Source organism: Streptomyces aurantiacus, assembly GCF_027107535.1.
Classification (GTDB): Bacteria; Actinomycetota; Actinomycetes; order Streptomycetales; family Streptomycetaceae; genus Streptomyces.
Window position 1 is genome coordinate 9,181,620 of record NZ_CP114283.1, and the last position, 20,452, is coordinate 9,202,071.

A 20,452-nucleotide genomic window follows, 5' to 3' on the forward strand; every position below is an offset into this window, starting at 1 on the left:
TCCCCACCGCTCGTAGGTCTCGGCCCCGCAGGCCGTCCTCGCGTCTCAGTGGTGCATCCGTGCACCTTTCACCACCTTGTCCACCGCGTTGCGGGGGCCGTACACCGCGAGGCCGACCAGGTCCAGGTCGGCGGTCGGTACGGCCCGTACCGCCGCGCGGTTGTCGCGGTCGTTGCCCGTGGTGAACAGGTCGGAGGTGAAGAGCGCTCTGGGGAGCGCCCGGGACAGCACGCGCGTGTGGGCCGCCGTCAGCGTCTCCTTCGTGCCCTCGAAGACCAGGACCGGCTGGCGGAACATCGACAGGTAGCCGACACCGTCGGCGTCCTCGTACGGCTCTCCGACCACCTCGGGCACCGCCGTGCCGAGCCCGCTCACGAGGAACGCGGTCACGTTCAGCCGCTGCCACGGCTCCAGGTCCTCCCGCAGCAGGACGGCGATCTTGGTGTCGAAACGGACGGGTCCGGGAGCGGTGGTTTCGGGGCCGGCGGATTCGAGGGCTGCGGATTCGGAGGCGGTGGGCGCGGGGGCGGAGGCGGCGGGTTCGGTGCGCGAGGCGTCGGCGTTCATGCTTCGAGACTGCCGACCCCCGTACGACCTCGTCTTGTACGTTCTTTGCATGGTGGCCCAGCGAGAAGTCTCCGCCTGGCGCCCGCGCGTGCCGGGTGTCGTGGAGGTCTTCCACGCCCACTTCACGGAGTACGCGTATCCGATGCACGTGCACGACGCGTGGACGCTGCTGATCGTCGACGCCGGAGCCGTGCGGTACGACCTCGACCGGCACGAGCACGGCACCCCCGACGGCACGGTCTCGCTGCTCCCGCCGCACGTTCCGCACAACGGCTCGCCGGTCACCCCGTACGGCTTCCGCAAACGCGTCCTGTACCTGGACCTCAGCAGGCTCGACGAGACGTACATCGGCGCGGCCGTGGACACGCCGGAGCTCCTCGATCCGGTGTTGCGCCGGCGCGTCGGGCAGCTGCACACCGCCCTCGCCCAGCCCGGTGACGAGCTGGAGGCGGAGAGCAGGCTGACCCTGATCGGCGAGCGGCTGCGCGGGCATCTGAGGCCCGGGCCCGCCCCGGACACCCTGGCGGCCGACCACCCGCTCGCCCACCGCCTGCGCGAGCTCCTCGACGAACGCCTCCTGCGGGGCGTGACCCTCCAGGAGGCCGCCGCTCTCGTGCACGCGCACCCCGCCCACCTGGTCAGGGCGTTCAGCGGCGCCTTCGGCATACCGCCGCACCAGTACCTGATGTCGCGTCGGGTGGAGCACGCCCGGCGGCTGCTGCTGGAGGGCCGCGCGCCGGGCGAGGTGGCGGCCGAGACCGGCTTCTACGACCAGTCGCACCTGAACCGGCACTTCAAGCGGCTGGTCGGGGTGGCTCCCGGGCGTTACCGCGTCAGCTCGCGCTGAGCGTCGTACAGGTTCCGGGGGCGTACGACGTCCGTCGTCCCGTACAGCTCCAGGCGGGAGTGCAGCGGCCCGGAGAAGTCGGGCACGTCGATCTGGTCGAACTCCGTCACCTCGTTGATGCCGACCGTGGCGCTGTACGGGGCGAGGCCGTCGATCTTCATCAGGCCGGCGCGGGCGTTGGTGACGCGGATGTTCCAGTGGGCGAAGCGGCCGCCGAAGAGGGGCCCCGCGACGGCGTCGCCGCCGTGGCGGCCGTTGTTGGTGACGGTGATGTCGGTGCGGACGTTCGCGAAGGGCATGCCGCGGTGGGAGTCGAAGGTGCCCATGCGCATGTCGCCGCGCGACCAGACGTTGTACGAGGACAGCCCCTCGACGTTGATGCCGTGGAGCTGGGTGCCCGCGGGGGCGGGTGTCGTGCGCTCCTCGATCGTGAAGCGGTCGACGAGGTTGTCGTGGGAACCCTCGCGGCAGAAGTACGGGTGGTGGGAGCCGCGTCCCGCGACCCGGGTGTCGCGCAGGGTGCAGGCCGAGGCGGCCACCAGGCCGAAGCCGTTGTCCATGTGCCGCACGACTACGTCGTCGGCCCAGCAGTCGTACGCGCACTGGAAGGTGACGCCGTTGAAGCCGCGGTCCAGGAGGTGCGGCGACTGCGGGGTCTCGACGGCCTCCAGCGTGAGGCCTTCCACGCCGGACCCCGTCAGGGCCCGTACGTGTGTGGTCAGGCGCGGCTCCCACTCCGGGCGTACGTCGAGCGGGAGCGGGCGCTCCAGGGTGACCTTCCTGCCCCGCACGCGCGCGATGCGCACGGGCCACTCGTACGGGACGTAGCTGGTCAACTTTGTCTTGTCGTCCCATTGGTATGCCTCCGGGCCCGGCCCGCCGCCCGCCATGTGCTCCAGGAGGGTGTGCGCGGAGTCGTCGGCGAGGCGCAGGAGGACGAGTCTGCCGGGCGTGAGTCCGGCCGGGTCCGCCACCGTCACCGACCAGGAGCCCCGGCGGGCGGGCTCGACCGTGGTCAGGGTCCGCCACTCGTCACGCTTGTTGCCCGTCCAGCCCTCGAAGGGCCACTCCTTCGCCCTGATGGCGGCGGTCAGGCCGGTGAAGCGGTCGGTGGGGCAGAGCCAGACGAGGCCGCCCGCCCAGGACCAGGAGGACTTGTCGCCGCCGTAGCGCGAGCCGTAGACGCCGATCAGTTCGGTGAGGCTCCTGGTGGCCCGCAGTTTCGTACGGGTGCTGCCGGCGCCGCGCAGGACGACGTCCGAGTGGCCGATGTGGATCAGTCCGTCGAGGCGGTACGTGCCGGGCGGGATGAGTACCGTGCCACCGCCGGCCCTTCCGGCGGCGGCGATGGCACGGTTGATCGCGGGTGCGGAGTCGGCCGAGCCGTCCGCCCTGGCGCCGTACGCGCGGACGTCGGCCACGACGGGGCGGCGGGGGAAGTGCGCCGCCCCGGCGCGGTGGCCGGCTCTGCCGACGTACGGGATCTGCGGGTGGGTGAAGGGGGTGCGGGTGAACTCCCGCCAGAGGCCGGGCACCTGGCCGGGTCCCGCGTCGGACCCCGTACGGGCCCGGGGGCCGTTGTCCCACACCGTGGCCGTGTCCGGCCGGGAGGTGGCTGCCCTCGCGGGTGAGCCGGTCGCGGCGACCGCCGCCACGGCTGTCGCGCTGCCGAGCAGGGCCCGTCGGGTGATGCCCGCGCAACGGTCACTCATGTCCGAACCGCCTTCCAAGGAGGGGGACTTCCATGGATATGAACGAAGTTCAGATGTGCGTCGGCGGTGAGCATGGCACGACACCCTTGCACCGGGAAGGGGTCGTGCAACGGTTAGTTAGTACGGACCACTGGATCAGTCGGTCGAACGCCGAGTCAGGTGACTGAACGCGTCCAGGTTGCGCGTGGACTCGCCGCGCGACACCCGCCAGGCGTACTCCTTGCGGATCGCGGAGGCGAATCCGAGCTCCAGGAGGGTGTTGAAGCCGCCGTCGGCGGCCTCCAGGACCGAGCCGAGCAGCTGGTCGATCCCCTCGGCGGTGACGGCGGCCAGCGGAAGCCTGCCCGCCACGTAGATGTCGCCGAGCGGGTCCACGGCATACCCCACGCCGTAGAGTTTGAGGTTGCGCTCCAGGAGCCAGCGGTGCACTCCGGCCTCGTTCTCGTCCGGGTGCCGGATCACGAAGGCGTTGAGCGACAGGGAGTGTCTGCCGACGATCAGCGAGACGGTCGTGGAGAGCTTCCGGGTGCCGGGGAGCTTCACCACGAAGTGACCGGGCTCGGGGCTCTCCCACTCCAGTTCGGCGTCCTTGAGGACCTCTTCGACGGTCCCCGCCGCCTGCTCCACGTCCGCCGTCTCAGCCATGGTGGGAGCGTACGTGACGACGGTGCTCGTGCATCGCCGCCGTGTAGACGTCGGCCGTGGCCGTGGCGGCCGTGTCCCAGCCGAAGGACTTGGCGTGCCAGGCGGCGGCCGCGCCCATCCGGTCCGGAAGGGCGCGGTTGTCGGCGAAGTCACGCAGCACGCGCGCGTAGTCGACGGGATTGTGGCCGGGGACCAGAAAGCCCGTCTCCTTGTGGCGGACCGCGACCGGCAGGCCGCCCACCGCGGCGGCGAGCACCGGCGTACCGGCCGCCTGCGCCTCTATGGCGACGAGCCCGAAGGACTCGCTGTAGGACGGCATCACAAGGACGGACGCGGCCCGGAACCAGTCCGCGAGCTGGTCCTGGTCGACCGGAGGCCGGAAGCACACGACGTCGGCGATACCCAGCCTCGCGGCGAGCTTCTGCAGGCCCTCGGGCTTGGCGAGGCCGCTGCCGCTCGGGCCGCCCACCACGGGCACCACGATGTTCGAACGGAGCTCGGGACGCTCCTCCAGGAGGACGGCGACCGCGCGCAGCAACACGTCCGGGGCCTTCAGCGGCTGGATGCGGCCCGCGAAGAGCGGTATCAGGGCGTCCTGCGGGAGGCCGAGCCGCGCGCGGGCGGCAGCGCGGCCGTCGGCGGGGCGGAAGCGGTCGAGGTTCACTCCCGGGTGGACGACCGCGACCTTGTCCTGCTCGGCCTCGTAGTGCCGGACGAGCTCGTCGGCCTCCTCCGCGGTGTTGGCGATGAGACGGTCGGCGGCGCGGACGATCTGGGTCTCGCCGATGACACGGGCAGCGGGTTCCGGGGTGTCGCCGGTGGCCAGGGCGGCGTTCTTGACCTTCGCCATGGTGTGCATCGCGTGGACGAGAGGAGCGCCCCAGCGTTCGGCGGCCAGCCAGCCCACGTGGCCGGAGAGCCAGTAGTGCGAGTGCACCAGGTCGTAGTAGCCGGGACGGTGTCCGGCCCAGGCCTGCATCACGCCGTGCGTGAAGGCGCACAGCTGGGCGGGCAGGTCCTCCTTGGCGAGCCCCTCGTAGGGGCCCGCGTCGACGTGCCGGACCAGGACGCCGGGCGCGAGCTCCACCTTGGGCGGCAGGGCCCCGGTCGTCGCGCGCGTGAAGATCTCGACCTCGATGTTGATCGCGGCGAGGCGCTGGGCCAGTTCCACGATGTAGACGTTCATGCCGCCCGCGTCACCCGTGCCCGGCTGGTGCAGCGGCGAGGTGTGCACGGAGAGCATCGCCACGCGGCGCGGCCTGCGGTGCAGCCGGAGCCTCGACGGGGCCGCCGGCGAGCGGCGCCCGAGCCTGCTCACGTACTGGCTCACGTGGCGTTCCTCCTTGCTGCGGACTTGCTGCGAATTTGCCGCGCTTGCACGGACCGTGTTGCGGGCACGCCTGACGGAGGACGTGGAGCGCCCTCCAGCTGCTTGAACGCCGACGCACTCTGCTCCATTTCCTCTTTGCCGAATCATTGCCGGAAGTCGCTCAACCGTTCGACCCTCGGCTGCGTGGGCCCGCATCCCGGCAGGCCGTCCGGCTCAGGAGGACGGGGCCGTCCGGCCGATGAGCGGGGCCTGGGCACCACCAGCAGCGGGCCCCACCTGCGCGCGGCTCCGTCCGGAGGCACCGCCTACCCTTGTCCCCATGAGAGCCCGCGCAGCGACCCCCGTGGGGACGGTGACGCGCGGGACCACCAACCCGAACCGCCTGCGCCGCATGGACCGCTGGATCGCGGCCACCCACGGCGCCGAACTGCGCCGGTCCGGCGACCCCGTGGCGGTCGACCTCGGATACGGCGCGGCTCCCTGGACCGCGCTGGAACTGCTCCAGCGCCTGCGCACCGCCGCTCCACGCGCGCGCGTGGTGGGCGTCGAGATCGACCCGGCCCGGGTCGCGGCGGCGAAGCCGTACGAGCGGGACGGCCTGGAGTTCCGGCACGGCGGCTTCGAGATCCCGCTGCCGGAGCGGCCGTCCCTGATCCGCGCGGCGAACGTCCTGCGCCAGTACGAGGAGGCCGAGGTCGCCGCGGTGTGGGCCCGGCTGTGCGCCCGCCTGGCACCGGCGGACGCCGTCTCGCGCGGCGGGCTCCTCGTCGAGGGCACGTGCGACGAGATCGGCCGTCGGCACGTGTGGGTCGCGCTCGGCCCCGAAGGCCCGCGGACCGTCACGTTCGCCACCCGCCTCGGCTCCCTGGACCGCCCGTCCGACCTGGCCGAACGCCTCCCCAAGGCCCTCATCCACCGCAACGTCCCGGGCGAGCCGGTGCACGCCTTCCTGCGCGACTTCGACCGCGCGTGGGCCAGTGCCGCGCCGTACGCCTCGTACGGCGCCCGGCAGCGCTGGACCCGGTCGGTCCGCGACCTGTCGGCCGACTGGCCGGTCACGGACGGGGTCTCGCGCTGGCGGCAGGGTGAAGTGACCGTGCGGTGGGAGGCGTTGGCTCCGACCGCGTAGACCCGCCATCGCGGCCAGGGGCGGGACGGAACCCGGCGCGACGGGACTCGGCCCGGCGGGGCGGGACCCGATGGGGCGGGACGGGAACGATCTCGCTGAGTCGTTCGTCACATCGACGGGGAGCGCGAGGAAGATCACCGCCCGGTGGGCAGTGAGGGGGAGGGAACGGGCGGTACGGGGGAGGGAGTTCTTGCCCGCCTCTGTCGTAATGCGCGCCGACATGGCACGATCCCCGAGGCGTTCGTAAGTTACTGACGGTAAATCAGTTTGGGGGTCGGTCCATGGGATCCGGCGTGCGGAGCCTGACCACTACGGCCATGGCCCTGGCCTGCGCGGCTACCATCCTGGCCGCGCCAGGTGTGGCGTACGCGGCCCCGACACCCACGCCGACACCCACCCCGGCTCCGGCCTCAACGCCCGCGAGCAACGCGGACCTTGAAGCGGTCCGCAAGAAGCTGGAGACGCTCTACCACGACGCGGCGGTCGCCACGGACGCGTACAACCTCGCCGAGGAGCGCACCGAGGAACAGTCCACGCAGATCGTCGGCCTCGCCCGCGAGATCGTCGAGGGCAAGGCCCGGCTGGACGAGCTGAAGCACCGCGCGGGCGCCGCGGCCCGCGCCCAGTACCGCGGCGGCGGCCTGCCGGACGAGGCCAAGCTGGTGCTCAGCGACGACCCGCGGCAATTCCTGGACGGTGCGGGCCGGGTCCGCCAGGGCCAGCAGGCGACCAAGGGCCTGCTCGCCGAAATGCGCCGCACCCAGGACGACTTGGAGCAGTACGCGCGCGACGCGGCGGCCCAGTGGAAGAAGCTGGAGGCCAACCGCGAGGCGAAGGCCAAGGCCAAGAAGAAGGTCAAGAAGCAGATCGCCGCCGCCGAGAAGGTCGAGTCGGCACTGGAGAAGGAAGAGAAGCAGCGCCTGGCGAAGCTGGAGCAGCAGGCCGCGTACGAGGCGCAGACGGACTGGCTGAGCTCCGGCGTCATGGACGACATCAGCGGCAAGGCCACCACCCAGGGCAAGAAGGCCGTGGAGTACGCGACGGCACAGATCGGCAAGCCCTACCAGTGGGGCGCCGAGGGACCGAACACGTTCGACTGCTCCGGTCTCACCTCCCAGGCGTGGGCGGCCGCCGGGCAGGGCATCCCCCGCACCTCGCAGGAGCAGTGGAAGCAGCTCGACCGCGTCGCCGTCGAGGCCATGCGCCCGGGCGACCTCATCATCTACAACTCCGACGCCAGCCATGTCGCGCTGTACATAGGCGACGGCGCGATGATCCACGCACCCCGGCCGGGTCGTACGGTGACGATCGCGGGAGCGGGCTCGATGCCGATACTCGGAGTGGTGCGCCCCGACTAGTGGGGCCCGCCCGCTCCGGCGGGAGCGCACTCGCGCCAGGCGCACCGACCGGCCCCGAAGTCGCTGTGCGCCACACCGGTACGGCCACTCGGCCGACCCGGCTCCATCGGGCTCCACGCCGGGCGGCCGACCGTGCGAGGGGATACGTCCCGTCGGGCGAGGCTTGTCGCATTCGTGCCGTGCCGGGCCCGTCCGTGTGTCGCGCCCGCGTGACCTGCCGCACGTGATGCGCGGCACGTTCCGGGCCGCCGCTCAACCACGGGGGCGTGATGTACGTCATCCCGTACAAGCGCACATCCTGCCCAATTGCGGTACAGGATGCGGCATATGACGGTGGCTGCATTCGACACGTGCAGCCTTACGCCATTCCTATGTGGCGGCGCCTGACGCTATGGTCCCCGTCGGTGGGTCGAGGTCCCTCGGCCCGCCATGCCCTCGGGGGGAGGGAAGGAACCCAAGACGATGCCCGTACCCGTACCGCGGCAGAGAGCGATCCCCGCCGTGGAAGGTGGTCAGGCTCGCGCCGCGTCTTCTTCCGGCGGACCGGCGCAGGCCGCGCCCGCACCCGTACCCGCGCTCGGCGAGCGGTCCGGCCAGGCGCCGCCCTCGACGAGGCGCGGCACCGACACCGACACCGGCCACGGCGAGACCGGCCACGGCGGTGCCGTCACCGGCACCGCCCCGCTGACGTTGCTCGTGATCGAGGACGACCCGGCCGGCGCGCTGACCGTGCCCGAGCTGCGGGACGCGGCCGGCAAGCAGATCCGCGTCCGAACCGCACGCAACCTCACCGAGGCCGAGCGGCTGCTCACCGACGACGTCCAGTGCATCCTGCTCGACCTCGCGCTGCGGACCCCCGGCCCGGCGGCCACGGCGGAGGAGGCGGACGACGAGCTGGCCACGCTCAAGCACGTGCTGCGGCTCGCGCCCCGGCACGCCGTCCTCGCGCTCACCGCGTCCGAGGACACCGAGCGCGGCGCCGAAGCCGTGCGCGTCGGCGCCCAGGACTATCTCTTCCGCGACGAGCTGGACGGCCGGCTGCTGAGCCGCGCGATCCGCTACGCGGTCGAACGCAAGCGTTCCGACCGGGCCGAGCGGCGGCTGACCGAGTCCAGGCTGCACGCGCAGGAGAACGCGCGGCTGGAGCGCGGTCTGCTGCCCACCCCACTCCTGGAGGGCTCCTCGCTGCGGTTCGCCGCGCGCTACCGGCCCGGCCGCTCACGCGCGCTGCTCGGCGGCGACTTCTACGACACCGTCCGCACCCCCGACGGCACCGTGCACGCCATGATCGGTGACGTTTGCGGGCACGGCCCCGACGAGGCCGCGCTCGGCGTGGAGCTGCGGATCGCGTGGCGCGCGCTGACGCTGGCGGGCCTGTGCGGCGACCGGCTGCTGTCGACGCTCCAGCAGGTACTTGAGCACGAGCGCGACAGCGAGGAGATCTTCGCGACGCTCTGCACGGTGGACATCGCACCCGACGGCCGCCGCGCGGGTCTGTGCCTGGCGGGCCACCCCGCTCCGCTGATCTCGCGCCCGGCCCGCTCCCGGGCTCTGGCGGGCGCCGACGGGACGGGCGTGACCGATGCACCCCCCGTCGCCGAGCTGCTGCCGTACGAGAACGGCGGCCCGGCGCTCGGTCTCCTGCCGAACGCCCGGTGGCCGCGCCAGCAGGTGGAGCTGGGCGGCGAGTGGAGTCTGATGCTCTACACGGACGGCCTGATCGAGGGCCGGACGGGCGAGGGCAGGGAGCGGCTCGGCCAGGACGGGATGGTGGACATGGTCCGCCGCCAGCTGGCCCAGGGCCTGCGCGGCGAGGACCTGCTGCGCGCCGCCGTGAACGAGGTGCGCGACCTCAACGGCGGGGAGCTGACGGACGACGTGGCGGTACTGCTGCTGGACCGTATGGCGTAGGCGCAGGGCGCGGCGTCCGGTACGTCCGGTCCGGGGCCGTCACCGCCCGGGCAAGGGGCGTGGCGCGAGGACTCGCTGCCGAGTGTCCGGGGCCGAGAGCCTGATGCCAGGCGTCGGCCTCCGGGCTTCCGGCCTCCGGGCCCGTCCTTCCGGTGCCGAGCGTCCGGCGCCCAAATGCTTGATGCCGTCCGTCTGCCCCCGGGGCTTCCGGAACGCCCGGCTTCCGACATTCGGCTTCCGGGGCGGGCTCAGCGCCCGCCGTTGTAGGGACCGTACGGACCGTCGCTGCTGCTGCCGCCGCCGCGACGGCCGCCGCCACCCGAGACCTGCCTGAGGGCGGGCCGGACGTCGACGAAGAAGACGATCGTGGCGATGAGGCCCGCGATCTGCAGGAAGACCATCGGGACCAGCAGGTTCACGGCCACCGTGACACCGAGGATGACCAGCCAGAACATCTTGCTCTGCTTGTTCGCGGCACGGTAGGCGTCGTCGCGGGCCAGACCGGCCATGACCAGCGCCACCACCGCCAGCACCAGCATGGCGGTGAAGAGCAGCCACATGAGGCCGCCGAATGCCGTCAAGAGCACTTTGCCCACCACCCGAGTCGAGTCGTCGTCCCTACGCGGTCACCGTACCCGCAGAACGGGCCGGGGACTCCGATAGTGCCCGGAGTCCCCGGCCCGTTCGCGTGACACGGGTCCACTGTTACGGCTTGTGTCCCCTGCCGCTCACTTCAGTCCGAGCTCGCGCCTACTTCGCGGGCGGCGTCGTCTTCTTGGCCGTGGCGTTGGTGGCGGCGGTGGTCTTGCGGGCCGGGGCCTTCTTGGCCACGGGCTTGGCCACGGGCTTCTTGGCCGGGGCGGGCGCGGCCTTGACCTCGGCGGGCTTCTCGTCCTTGACCTCGACCGGCGCCGTGTTCGGCTCGACGGCGATGGCCAGCTCCTCGATCTCCTCGGCCGCCTCGCCGCGCCAGGTCTTCACGGTCTGCTCGCCGTGCTCGGCGACCTTCTCGTACGTCTCGCGCGCCTTGACGGCGTACTCGGCGGCGACGCCGACGCTGCGCAGGGCGAGGTCCTGAGCGGACTCACCGATCTTCTTCAGGTCGGTGTCCAGGTTGGTGATGAAGCCGCTCACCCGGGTCTGGATGGTCTCCTGCGCCTCCTTGGCACGGGCGGAGGCCTTCTCCTGGACGGCGTTCGGGTCGATGCCGCGGACGGCGTCGATACGGGACGGCGCCTCGGCACGCAGCTGCTCGACGATGCCGGGCACCTTCTTGGCCTGCTGGATGGCCAGGTCGGCCGTGCCTGCGGCGAAGTAGAGCGGGGTCGGGTCGCTGAGGGTCTTGCGCAGGTCGTCGGTGATGGCCATGGTGGCGGTCCTCCCGGAATCGCTAAGGCGTGGAGCGTGAGGGTTTGTCTGTCGGTACTCCGCGGCCGACCGGGCAGATCGGGCCGGTCCGAACCGGACTCGGCCGTGCCGCGCCCGGTCGCGCCGGAACTCGGTCAGCTCGCGGAGGAATGCTTGTCATGCGGGCTATGCGGGTCATGCGGGTCATTCTGTGCGGCATCGCTGCCGTCGGCCGTGCGGGACCTGTCAACGACGGTGCCCCCACCATCCGTTACGCCTGTTACGTCCGTTACGCCTGTCGTGTCGGCGCCTGTGACGTCCAGAGCGTCCTCGACGGTCTTGATCTCGAACCCGTTCTCCTTGCGGAAGGACTCGTAGATCTGGAGCAGCACCTGCTTCTGCCGCTCGGTGAGCGTCGGGTCCGCGATGATGACCGCACGCGTCTCCACCTCGTCCCGGTCGCGCTCCGCGTCGAGGATCCCGGCACGGACGTACAGCGTCTCGGCGGAGATCCGCAGGGCCTTGGCGACCTGCTGCAACACCTCCGCGCTCGGCTTGCGCAGCCCGCGCTCGATCTGGCTCAGATACGGATTGGACACCCCGGCGGCCTCGGCGAGCTGCCGCAGGCTCAACTGCGCGCTGCGCCGCTGGTCCCGCAGGTACTCACCAAGATTGCCGACGTTGAGCGATGCCATGCCCCCACCCTGCACCACCCTTGCTAACTATTGCAAGCACGTGCTTGCAAAAGTGCGCTACGCCACTCCGGGACACCGAGCCGAGGCGCGACAGTTGCCGCACAGGCATGCCTGTTGTCACCGGGGCCGGATGGGGGGCGTGGCCGCACTGCGAGGACGCGCACCTGCACGTGGACACAGGATTCCGCCAGGCACCGACCGAAGTGCGGCTCAAGAGACGCTTGCAGTCCCGGTGGCGGCCCTGTCCGGCGGTCGCGGCCCCGGCTACCAGATGATGACCCCGCCGCCGATGTCCAGCGCCCGCCGGGCCGCGTCCACGATGTTGTCCAGGCGGCGGCCCACGTCGTCGGCGTGCTCGGAGGGGGATCTCGGCGGGCCTGTTTCCTGTTCCGGGCCCAGGTGCTCGGCGATCCGCGTCAGGTGCGCACGGACGAGGTCGCACTCGGCGAGGAACGCGGGCATCTCGTCCGGCGCCACGGTGAGGTCCTCAGTGGCCAGCCGCGGAAGGAACCGCGCGCCCAGCGAACGGACCGGCTCCGACCCCCACACCTCGGTGCGCCAGTGCTCCCCGCCCGCCGCGTCGGAGCATCCGGGCGGCACGTCCAGCACCTCGATGCCGCCCTCAGCACGGGGCACGTACACATCGACCGACAGACTCATGGCAGGGAGTCGACCACGGACAGGTGCCGACGGTCCACCGTGCACCGGTCATGGCACGGGGTCCGGCCGTCCCACAGGCACCGGAGCAGGATTCGAACCTGCGTCCACCCGGTCTCGAGCCGGGCGCTCCGCCGCAGAGCTTCCCGGTGCCCGTGGCACGAACGACGGAGGCAGGGCTCGAACCCGCGTCCAACCGGATTTCAGCCGGCCGCTCCACCGCTGAGCTTCCCCGTCGCTGTCCCGATCCGAGCCACTGACTCCCTTACGGGTCAAAGGGTTTCCGATGCGGTTCACGGACATGCGCACCAGGCTGACATCCGACGCCCGACGGTTCCACCGGATTGATTTCGCCGAGCGCTGCCGATATCACGCACCAGGAAAGCCAAGGCATTGCCCGCACGTGCTCATTCCCCTAATATCTTCTCCGTGACTGCCGGGTCGGCCATGTGCCAAGAATCAGTAGGGTTCCCGGCCTCCGAGTGAGGCCCGGGCGGGCCAGAGGGCCGCCCTTTCCCCCGCGCGTGCCGAGCACGCGTAGCGAGCGCCGCACCGCGACACGCCAAGGCGCGCCAGGCTGGCCGAGCGCACTGTATCCGCGTACCCACGTGCCCCGTTGCCACGTACGCGCATCCACGTGTCGCCCCCTGGGCACACCGACGCGACCACGCCTGCGTACAGCGTGCGTCCACGTGTCCGCACGGTCCGCTCGCGCGTATTCGTACGGCCCGTTTCCGCGCGCCCGCGCGTCTCGCCACCGTCGGCATCCACGCCGCTCCCCACTCCAGCGCTCACCGTTCCATCACCCCGACACGGGCGGGGTCAAATTCGCCGCGTGGCGATTCCCCATGCCCTGATCCGGAATCCACCGAGAAGAAAGAAGAGAATGCCCAACGACTTCAACCAGCAGGTCATCGAAGAATTCCGCGCCAACGCCGGGGAGGTCGGCGGCTATTTCGAGGGCGCCCGGCTGATCCTGCTCACCACCACGGGGGCCCATTCCGGCGAGCGCCGCACCACCCCTCTCGGCTACTACCCCGACGGCGGCGGCAGCGTGCTGGTCATCGCCTCGGCCGGCGGCGGGCCGAAGCACCCGGACTGGTACCACAATCTCGTCGCGCGACCCCAAGTCACCGTGGAGACAGGGGTGTTCACGTACGAGGCCAAGGCCGAGGTGCTGACGGGCGCCGCACGCGACGAGGCCTTCGCCCGCGCGGTCGAGGCCGACTCCGGCTGGGCGGAATACCAGGCCGGTACCCGTCGCGTGATCCCGGTCGTCGCCCTCCACGAGATCGCCGGCGACGGCCCGCCGAACGTGAACGCCTCCTCGATGGGGCAGGCGGTCAAGGCGATCCATGACGCGTTCCGCCGCGAACTCACCCTGATCCGCAAGGAGATCGGTGAGGCGGGTCCCACGCTCGGCGCCCAGCTCCGCATCAACTGCCTGACCTTGTGCCAGGGCCTGCACAACCACCACACCGGCGAGGACCTCGCCATGTTCCCCTTCCTGGCCGACCACCACCCGGAGCTCTCCCCCGCCCTGGACCGCCTGCGCGAGGAACACGTACAGATCGCCGCCCTGACCGCGGAGTTGAAGCAGGTCATCGGTACGGCTCAGGCGGACCCCGCACACGTACGCGAGGAGGTCGAGCGCCTCACCGCCGCACTGGAGGCGCATCTGACCTACGAGGAGGAGCAGTTGATCCCCGTGCTCGACGCTCCGGCAGGGTCCGGCGACGCCCCCTAGCCCGGTCGGCGGGGAATGCCGTTCACCGAAGGCGACCCACGCGCGGCCACGGCCCTCACTCGAACGGCAACGACCGCGCGTGGACGACGTCCAGCCTGGACACGGCCCGTGTCAGGACGACGTACAGCTGGTTCAGCCCCCGCCCCCACCCCGGTCCCGTCACCTGCCCCTGCCCGTCTCCCTGCTGTCCCGGCGTCCACCCCTGCTCGCTGTCTCGGCCCGGCCCCCGGCCTCCTTCACTTACCGGCCCGTCCGCGATCGTCGCCGGCTCCACGGCGACGACGTGGTCGTACTCGAGTCCCTTCGCGGCTCCGGCCGGCAACACGGTGGTTCGAGCCCTGAGTTGGTCCACATCGGCCACTTCGATCCCGGCGGCGGCGAGCGCCTCCCGCACCCGTTCGACGTCCGGGCCGGCCGCGATGACCCCCACGGACCCTTCGTGGGCGAGCGCCCGGCGGACGGCGTCGACCGTCTCGCGCAGCACGTCGTCCGTGGGGAGGATCCTCAACTCGCCGTCCTTGCGCAGGGACTGCCCCGGAGGCACCTGCACGTCCAGCCGGGCCAGTACCCGGTTGGCCAGCCCGACCACCGCCTCGGGCACCCGGAACCCGATGGTCAACGGCACGACCGACGCCTCGGGCTTTCCCAGGTGCGCGAGCAGCTCGCCCCACTCCCGCGCGGCCCACGGTGTGGTCCCCTGGGCGAGGTCGCCGAGGACCGTGACCGACCCGAAGGTGGCGCGCCGGCCGATCGCACGGCATTCCATCGGCGACAGGTCCTGCGCCTCGTCGATGACCAAGTGTCCGTATCCGACGGGGTGTTCGACCAGTCCGGCCACCTCGTCGAGCAGCACCAGATCGGCGGTGGACCAGCGGGCCGACTTCCACGACCGGGGCGGCCGCGCCCACAGGACCGCCTTCTGCTCGTCCGCGTCCAGTACCCCGTCCGCCGCCGCGGCCAGTGCGTCCGGGTCGGTGAGCAGCTCCGCGACGACCTCCTCCGGCCGCACCCTGGGCCACACGGCGTCGACGTACGCGCTCACGGGCCGTGCCCGCGAGACCTTCTGCAGCCAGGCGTTCGCCGGGGGCCCGGCCCGCAGTTCCGCCTGAGCCTGCAGTTGCCGCACGACCCGGGTCCGTACGCGCTCCCGTCCGACGGCGTACGGCGGCTCCTCCGCCCGTACGTCCGCCACGATCCGCGCGAGCGCTCCGGCGGGCACCCGCCAGCGGTACGAACCGTCGGGCACGGCCAGGTCGTCGGCGACGGCCGGGTTCACCCGGGCGTACAGGGCGCGCCGCAGCACCTCCGCCATGCGGGCGTCGTGCTTGACGACGGCGGCCGTCTCGTCGTCCTCGCCCCTGATCGGGTGCCGGCCGATCTCGTCGGCGATCGTGGACTGCCGCACGCCGGTCTCGCCGAGCGCGGGGAGCACCTCCGAGATGTAGGAGAGGAAGGTGGGGTTCGGCCCGAGGATCAGCAGTCCCCCGCGCCGGATGCGCTGCGGATACGTGTAGAGCAGGTACGCGGCCCGGTGCAGCCCGACGGCCGTCTTGCCAGTGCCGGGCGCGCCCTGGACGCACACGGACACGGCGAGGTCCGCCCGTACGAGGTCGTCCTGGTCCGGCTGGATGGTCGCGGCGATGTCGCGCATCGGGCCGACACGGGGGCGCTCGATCTCGCTCGCGAGAATGCGGCTCCCCTTCCGGGGGCTCCTCGGGCGCTCGTTGCCGCCGAGGTGCTCGTCCCCGCCGAGGCGCTCGTCCTCCAGCCCGGTGAGGTCGGCGGAGTCCCCTCGGCTGCCCGGCGCCCAGCCGAACCGCCGCCGCACGTCCACACCCTGTGGATCGCGGGCGCTCGCCTGGTAGAAGGCGCGGGAGACGGGCGCACGCCAGTCGACGACGAGGGGCGGGGCCGCGGGGTGCTCGCTGATCCTCCGCCGTCCGATGTGATAGCTCTGCCCGGCATGGTCACCGGCGGCCGGGCGGTCCCTCCCGTGGTCCAGCCGCCCGAAGAACAGCGGGCCTTCGGGCAGCTCGCGCATCTCCTTCGCCCGGCTGCGGAGCCGGTACCCGAGGACTTCGGCGTCGGCACCGGACGCCGACACGTCCTCCCCCGAGACGACGTGTTCCTGCGCTCCTTCGACCATCGCGGCGAGGGCGGCACGGCAGACGTCGTGGTAGTCGCGTTCGCGTCGGAGGACCGCGTCAAGTGAGCGGTCGGGCGAGCGGTCCCGGGAGGCCGCGGCGGAAGGGGCCGGGGGCGGGGAGGAGCCGCGGGAGGGGTCGGCTGACGTCATTCGGCCGAGAATACCCGAAAATGCAACCGAGTTAAATTTCTTACTTTGTCGCGTACTCCGGGAGGCCTTCCCCCAGCCTCGCGAACGCGCCCTCCGCCGCCTCGACGGCATCCTCCCGCACCTTGGCGACGTCCTCGCCCCGGGCGATCCGCCGCCAGTTCTCCATCGCGAGGATCCGCTGCACCGCGACGACCTGCCCGGCGGCGAGCCGCGCTCCGAGACTCCCGCCGAGCGCCGCGGCGAGCGCTGCCTCGGACCGCTCCAGATACTCGTACAGCCGCGCCACCAGGGACGGGGTCCCGTACAGCAGCTCGTGGAAGGCAAGGATGTGGGGGTCGCCGTTGACGCCGGTCACGGGGTCGCTCCGCTCGATCCCGGCCAGGAAGTGGAGCCGCAGCGCGTCGATCGCGGACTGCCCGGGTGCCCGCCCCCCGACCACCCGCGCGGCCTCGGTCTCGTGATCGGCGAACCGGTGCAGGACGAGGTCCTCCTTCGCGGGGAAGTACCGGAAGAGGGTCGGCTTGGAGATCTCGGCCGCGGCGGCGACCTCGGCCACGGAGACCCTCTCGAACCCTTTCGCGAGGAAGAGCTGGATGGCGACGTCGGAGACGTCCTGGTACATCCGCAGCTTCTTGCGCTCCCGCAGCCCCATGGCGTTCGCGGCGCCCACCACGGCTCTCACCTCACCCGCGCGGCTCGCACCAGCCGCGCCTCTCGCACCCGTCTCGCCCATGCCCCGAGCCTACGCAGTTTCCGGACTCCCGCCCTCCCCTTGGACCCGGCCAGGTTGGCGGACGGGGACCGCGGTCCCGGGGCCCACGACGGCACCGCGGCGATCAGCGCGGAACTCACCGCGGTGACGGGGAACGGCCGGCCGGCGGAAGGGGCGCCACCGAGGACGCGGGCACGGCCTCGACCGGCCGCCCGCCCCCTGAGGCGGGACCGCGGTCCCGCCTCTCCGGCCCCGGGCCGCCCCCGGCCCTGGGCGACGGACGCAGCGGAAGGCCGAGCGAGGCTGTGGCGGCTCGGAGAGTCATCGCGTACGAGTCCACCGCCCGGCGGACGTTGGGGGCGTCGAGGCCGGCCCCGGTGACCATGCGGTCGAGATCCACGTAGGCGGAGCGGACCAGCTCGATCCAGCGGTAGACCCGCCAGTCCTTGCGCCAGTCGCGCGTATGCGTGGCGGGCAGTAGCTTCTCCCACGCCCGGAAGAGGCGGTCCCGGATCTCCGGCCGCGTGGGGGTCAGATGCAGATGCCGGACCAGGTCGTACAGGGGGTCACCGACCATCGCCATCTCCCAGTCGATGATGGTGAGCGCGAAGCCGTCGTCCCGGCGGACGAGGTTCCATGGATTCAGGTCGCCGTGCAGCAGTGTCGGTTCCCGGAACGTCAACTCGTGCCTGGCGAGGATCTCCTTAAGCCGGGCCGCGTCGGGCAGACCCATCGTCCGGGCGAGTTGCTGCGACTCGCTCGGCAACTGTGCGACGAACAGGACCAGTTGGTCACTGAGCCAGTGGTGGAAGTCCGCCTCGCGGGCCGTCGGATCCAGCTCGCTGAAATCGACGTCCGTCAGCGCGGCGAGCTGGCCCACGAGACCGTCCGCCTCGTGCGGGAGGAGGCCGAGGACCGGATGGTTGGGGGGCTGGTCGCTGTTCAGCGGCCCCACGTAGGTGTGGATGGCGAACAGGTCCTCGGGATGGCTCTCGCCCAGCGCGAGTACGCGCGGAGCCGTCACCGCCACCCGGGACCGCTCGATCGCCCGGAGCACCGCGTGCTCACTGAGGAAGCGCGGCTCACGGCGTGCCGGGGACACGATCTTGCGGCGCACCACGACCGGGAAGTCGACGTCCGGGACTCGGACCACCGTGTTGAGGTGGGCCGTGCCCTTGAACACCCGGCCCGTGGGTGCGGCGCCCTCCGCGACCAGGGCGTCGTGCACCGCGGCCGGAGGGAACCCGGGGTGCCTCTCGACGCGCCTGTCCCGCTTCCAGCGGACGACCGGCTGCCCCCCGCGCTGACGCCATGACGTCTGCCACCGGTGGAGCACCCGCTCAACCTCGAGCTCCTCCGGCACGGCCGACAGCCCGAGCGGCTCCGCCGCGGACGCCAGCGCCCGGCGCACCGTGGCCACCGCCTCGGTCAGCCGCTCGTCGTCGTGCGCGTCCTGCAGCGACCTCGCGGCCCGTATCACGTCCGGAAAGACCGACTGCGCGTGCTCGAAGGCGATGTAGTGACGCAGGTCCCTGGTGAGGCCGTTGGTCGCCGTCGGCTTGATCGTCTGCATGGCCTGCGCCCAGGCGCTGATCGCCTCGTCCCGCTCCCAGTCCGAGTACCGCATCCGCACCAGGTGCGTGGCGAGGTCGTGCAACGGGTCGCCGTAGGTGGCCAGTTCCCAGTCGACACAGACCAGATGGGGGTCTCCGTGGGTCGTCACCACCACGTTGTCCCGGTGCAGGTCGGCGTGGAGCAGGCTGTACGGCCTGCGGGCCATGGCGGGAACCCGCGCGGCCAACCTGGTCAGGGCGTCCTCCGGGACACCCAGGGCGGCGAAGAGCCCACCATAAGCAGCCCAATTGGGCTGACGGATCTGGCGGTCGGCAAGCTGCGTCAGCATGCGCAGAAAGCCCTGGCTGTCCTTGTCGTTGCGCGGCCAGTCGGCAGGCAGCGGCGGGAGTGCCTCCCTGCGCACCTGCGACATCCGGGCCAGGACCTCGGCCAGGGCGCCCATCGTGATGCCGTCGACCGGTTTGCCGCTGGGACACAGCCGGGAGAGCGGGATGCCTTCCACGTGACTGTGGACGGCCGAGTCCCTCCGCGTGGCGAGACAGCGCGGTACCTGCGGCAGGATGCCGCGCGCGGCGTCGAGGATCCGCGCCTCGTGCCGCCAGGTCCTGACCACGACCGGCAGGGCTTCGGGCCTGCGGATCCGTACGACGACCGGCGTGCCCGCCTCGGCGTCGACGTACCGCGCCATGGCCTCCGTCAGGGGCAGCACGTAATTGCGGTGGTGATGGCCGTGGCTCATCACTCCGAACTGTTTCGCCCGCCGTACGAACTCGTCGTAGGCGTCATCGGCGGCACGTCGCTCCCGTGAGACTGGCCCGGAAGCAGGATGTGCGCCCACGGGCCACTCCTGGAGCTGGAAGGTGTGCACACCTTAGTGCGCGCACGAACCCCTCACGACCGGAGTCGGAGGATCCCAGGTCTCAATGAGGTGTAGGACACCTCGCGGGACGCGCGTGGCGTACGGCGTCGGTCACTCGGAGAGGTGCGTCCAGACGGACTCGAACCACGCCTTCATGCCGGCCACGTAGACGGAGTGGTGGGAGCCCGGGTCGTCGTCCACGTCGAAGCGCGACAAGGTGGCGCCGAGTCCGAGGACGTCGAGGGCGTCGATCCGCTCGCCGTCCTCGAACTCGATGGGCCGTGGCATCACCTGGTAGACGCCGTGAAGCGCCTGGACACCGTTGAGCAGGTAGAGCTTGAACGCGGGCGCCAGGGGCGCGCGCCGTATCCGGATGTCGCAGGACGGGACGAGGCCGTCCACTCGCAGGTCGCGGAAGACGGCGTTCAGTGAGGCGGTCTGCCGGCCGGTGATCTCGCGAAGGCGCTCGCGCGGTCGTGGATCGCTCGGGTCGTCGGCGTTCCGCGGGTACGGGAGGTCCACGTCGTCGGAGGGGAGCAGCAGGCGCAGGGTGATGCTCTGAGGGGTGATCGCCCCCCGCCTGATCCGCTCCTCCTGCAGCCTTATGTGGGCGTCCAGGGACTCCGAGGTCAGGGTGTAGACGTCCAGGGTGACGTCGGGCCGCTCGAAGGCCTCGCTGATGAGGGGGCGCAGGGTCACTTCCTCATGCGGCCGGCCACCGCGCTCCCCAGGCGCCTGCGTCTCCGTCTCGGCCTGCGCCTGCGCGGGCAAAGACGCAGGCGCGGACACGGACGCCGCCGCGGACACGGGCGGGACCTTGACCACCCGGGATCCGCTGCCCTGCCGCGAGGCGATCAACCCGTTGTTCCGCAGCTCCCTCAGCACGCGCTGCACGGTGTCACGGGAGACGTCGAAGTCCTCGGCGAGCTGACGTTGGGGAGGCAGCAGGGACCCGAGCGGATGGGAGCCGTCGGCGATACGAGCCCGCAGCGCCTCCAGAACACGCTCGAACTCCCTGCCACCGCCGTCGACCGCCCGCCCTTCAGTCACAGGGCGACCGTACCG

The 20,452-nt window shown here is 71.8% G+C and carries 17 protein-coding genes and 2 tRNA genes; 5 read left to right on the plus strand and 14 right to left on the minus strand.

The annotated features are described in order from the left end of the window. Positions 1-45: 45 nt before the first annotated feature. Entirely contained in the window at positions 46-567 is a 522-nt protein-coding gene (locus O1Q96_RS42485; RefSeq protein ID WP_269253174.1) for a DUF2000 domain-containing protein, read from the minus strand. Between the two features lie 49 nt (positions 568-616). On the opposite strand from O1Q96_RS42485, the gene O1Q96_RS42490 reads away from it, so the two are divergent. Beyond that, complete coding sequence (locus O1Q96_RS42490) at positions 617-1,414, plus strand: helix-turn-helix transcriptional regulator (RefSeq protein WP_269253175.1); 798 nt, start codon at positions 617-619, stop codon at positions 1,412-1,414. Here the strand turns inward: O1Q96_RS42490 and O1Q96_RS42495 are convergent. The 3 genes from O1Q96_RS42495 to mshA form a co-directional block, all read right to left on the minus strand. Further along, positions 1,393-3,126, minus strand: a complete 1,734-nt coding sequence (locus tag O1Q96_RS42495) for a glycosyl hydrolase family 28-related protein (RefSeq protein WP_269253176.1) — start codon at positions 3,124-3,126, stop codon at positions 1,393-1,395. The genes O1Q96_RS42490 and O1Q96_RS42495 overlap by 22 nt on opposite strands. A gap of 135 nt (positions 3,127-3,261) precedes the next feature. After that, a complete protein-coding gene (locus tag O1Q96_RS42500) occupies positions 3,262-3,771 on the minus strand; it encodes a type III secretion system chaperone family protein (protein ID WP_269253177.1) in 510 nt (169 codons plus the stop codon). Beyond that, entirely contained in the window at positions 3,764-5,101 is a 1,338-nt protein-coding gene (gene mshA, locus O1Q96_RS42505; RefSeq protein ID WP_269253178.1) for a D-inositol-3-phosphate glycosyltransferase, read from the minus strand. Before mshA ends, O1Q96_RS42500 begins: the two co-directional genes overlap by 8 nt. A 319-nt stretch (positions 5,102-5,420) precedes the next feature. On the opposite strand from mshA, the gene O1Q96_RS42510 reads away from it, so the two are divergent. From O1Q96_RS42510 to O1Q96_RS42520, 3 genes are all read left to right on the plus strand, one after another. Next, the gene (locus O1Q96_RS42510; protein ID WP_269253179.1) at positions 5,421-6,230 is read left to right on the plus strand and encodes a class I SAM-dependent methyltransferase; all 810 of its coding nucleotides are present in this window, start codon (positions 5,421-5,423) and stop codon (positions 6,228-6,230) included. A 281-nt stretch (positions 6,231-6,511) separates the two neighbouring features. Further along, positions 6,512-7,588: a C40 family peptidase gene (locus tag O1Q96_RS42515; RefSeq protein ID WP_269253180.1), complete on the plus strand. Its 1,077-nt coding sequence runs from the start codon at positions 6,512-6,514 to the stop codon at positions 7,586-7,588. A gap of 462 nt (positions 7,589-8,050) precedes the next feature. Further along, positions 8,051-9,499 (plus strand): PP2C family protein-serine/threonine phosphatase, encoded by a 1,449-nt coding sequence (locus O1Q96_RS42520; RefSeq protein WP_269253181.1) that lies wholly within the window; start codon positions 8,051-8,053, stop codon positions 9,497-9,499. Positions 9,500-9,747: 248 nt separating this feature from the next. Here O1Q96_RS42520 and O1Q96_RS42525 read toward each other — a convergent pair whose 3' ends face one another. The 6 genes from O1Q96_RS42525 to O1Q96_RS42550 all read right to left on the minus strand — a co-directional run bounded on the left by O1Q96_RS42525 (position 9,748) and on the right by O1Q96_RS42550 (position 12,435). After that, on the minus strand, positions 9,748-10,086 hold the full coding sequence (locus tag O1Q96_RS42525) for a DUF2516 family protein (protein ID WP_269253182.1): 339 nt from the start codon (positions 10,084-10,086) through the stop codon (positions 9,748-9,750). Between the two features lie 163 nt (positions 10,087-10,249). After that, a complete protein-coding gene (locus O1Q96_RS42530) occupies positions 10,250-10,867 on the minus strand; it encodes a hypothetical protein (RefSeq protein ID WP_269253183.1) in 618 nt (205 codons plus the stop codon). Between the two features lie 134 nt (positions 10,868-11,001). Next, the gene (locus O1Q96_RS42535; protein WP_269253184.1) at positions 11,002-11,541 is read right to left on the minus strand and encodes a helix-turn-helix domain-containing protein; all 540 of its coding nucleotides are present in this window, start codon (positions 11,539-11,541) and stop codon (positions 11,002-11,004) included. Positions 11,542-11,805: 264 nt separating this feature from the next. Beyond that, complete coding sequence (locus tag O1Q96_RS42540; RefSeq protein ID WP_269253185.1) at positions 11,806-12,201, minus strand: hypothetical protein; 396 nt, start codon at positions 12,199-12,201, stop codon at positions 11,806-11,808. Between the two features lie 76 nt (positions 12,202-12,277). Then, positions 12,278-12,351, minus strand: a tRNA-Ser gene (locus O1Q96_RS42545). Between the two features lie 12 nt (positions 12,352-12,363). Beyond that, positions 12,364-12,435: transfer RNA gene (locus tag O1Q96_RS42550), tRNA-Phe, on the minus strand. A gap of 649 nt (positions 12,436-13,084) precedes the next feature. On the opposite strand from O1Q96_RS42550, the gene O1Q96_RS42555 reads away from it, so the two are divergent. Then, positions 13,085-13,945, plus strand: coding sequence for a nitroreductase/quinone reductase family protein (locus tag O1Q96_RS42555; protein ID WP_269253186.1), 861 nt, complete (start codon positions 13,085-13,087; stop codon positions 13,943-13,945). A gap of 55 nt (positions 13,946-14,000) precedes the next feature. On the opposite strand, the gene O1Q96_RS42560 is transcribed toward O1Q96_RS42555, so the two are convergent. The 4 genes from O1Q96_RS42560 to O1Q96_RS42575 form a co-directional block, all read right to left on the minus strand. Then, positions 14,001-16,241 carry a HelD family protein gene (locus tag O1Q96_RS42560; protein ID WP_269253187.1) on the minus strand — a complete coding sequence of 747 codons (2,241 nt, stop codon included), beginning with the start codon at positions 16,239-16,241 and terminating at the stop codon, positions 14,001-14,003. A 40-nt stretch (positions 16,242-16,281) separates the two neighbouring features. Further along, a complete protein-coding gene (locus O1Q96_RS42565; RefSeq protein WP_269253950.1) occupies positions 16,282-16,893 on the minus strand; it encodes a TetR/AcrR family transcriptional regulator in 612 nt (203 codons plus the stop codon). Positions 16,894-17,089: 196 nt separating this feature from the next. Next, positions 17,090-19,366 carry a phosphotransferase gene (locus O1Q96_RS42570; RefSeq protein ID WP_419587028.1) on the minus strand — a complete coding sequence of 759 codons (2,277 nt, stop codon included), beginning with the start codon at positions 19,364-19,366 and terminating at the stop codon, positions 17,090-17,092. A gap of 132 nt (positions 19,367-19,498) precedes the next feature. Continuing rightward, positions 19,499-20,437, minus strand: coding sequence for a winged helix-turn-helix domain-containing protein (locus O1Q96_RS42575; protein WP_269253188.1), 939 nt, complete (start codon positions 20,435-20,437; stop codon positions 19,499-19,501). Positions 20,438-20,452: the final 15 nt, after the last annotated feature.